This is a genomic window from Streptomyces flaveolus (genome assembly GCF_000716535.1).
GTDB lineage: Bacteria > Actinomycetota > Actinomycetes > Streptomycetales > Streptomycetaceae > Streptomyces > Streptomyces flaveolus_A.
Map to the genome: position 1 here is coordinate 1 of NZ_JNWV01000125.1, position 1,227 is coordinate 1,227.

Below are 1,227 nucleotides of genomic sequence, written 5' to 3' on the forward strand. Positions count from 1 at the left end.
TGGCTGTTGTCCGGTCACACCGAGGAAGCCCTGCGTGAACGCGCCGCCCAGCTACACGACTACCTGACCCAGCACCCCGACACCGACACCGACGCCATCGCCAAGGTCCTCGCCGACGGCCGCGCCCACCTCGACCACCGCGCCGTCATCGCCACCCACACCACCCACCACCTCCACCAAGCCCTCCACGCCCTCGCCCAAGGCACCCCCCACCCCGACCTCGTCCAAGGCAACGTCCAACCCCTGGGCAAAACCGTCTTCGTCTTCCCCGGCCAAGGCTCCCAATGGGACGGCATGGCCACCCACCTCCTCGCCACCCAACCCGTCTTCGCCGACCACCTCACCGCCACCGCCCACGCCCTCCAACCCCACACCGGCTGGAACCTCATCGACATCCTCACCGGCCACCCCGACACACCCCCCACCAACCGCGTCGACATCATCCAACCCGCCCTCTTCGCCGTCATGACCAGCCTCGCCACCCTCTGGCAACACCACGGCATCCACCCCGACGCCGTCATCGGCCACTCCCAAGGCGAAATCGCCGCCGCCTACATCGCCGGAGCCCTCACCCTCCACGACGCCGCCAAAATCGTCGCCCTCCGCTCCCAAACCCTCCTCACCCTCGCCGGCACCGGCGCCATGGCCTCCATCCCCCTCTCCCCCGACGACACCACCCCCCACCTCACCCCCTACACCGACCTCCACATCGCCGCCCACAACGGCCCCCACACCACCGTCATCGCCGGCAACCCCGAAGAACTCCAACACCTCGTCACCACACTCAACCAACACAACATCCAAGCCCGCACCATCCCCGTCGACTACGCCTCCCACACCCCCCACATCCACCCCCTCAAACAAACCATCCTCGACACACTCCACGACATCACACCCCAGCCCAGCACCATCACCTTCTACTCCACCCTCACCACCACCCCCCTCGACACCACCCAACTCACCGCCGACTACTGGTACAACAACCTCGCCAACCCCGTCCTCCTCCACCCCACACTCCACAACCTCCACCACGACGGCCACACCACCTACATCGAAACCAGCCCCCACCCCGTCCTCACCACCCCCCTCACCGACACCCTCCCCGACACCCTCACCACCGGCACCCTCCGCCGCCACCACGGCACCACCACCCGCTTCCACCAATCCCTCGCCCACCTCCACACCCACGGCCACCCCACCCACTGGCACACCCCCACCCCCACCACC

General features: G+C 68.0%; 1 protein-coding gene. It reads left to right on the forward strand.

The annotated features are described in order from the left end of the window. A partial coding sequence (locus OO52_RS45450) for an acyltransferase domain-containing protein (protein ID WP_037671601.1) occupies positions 1–1,227 on the forward strand: 1,227 nt, incomplete at both ends.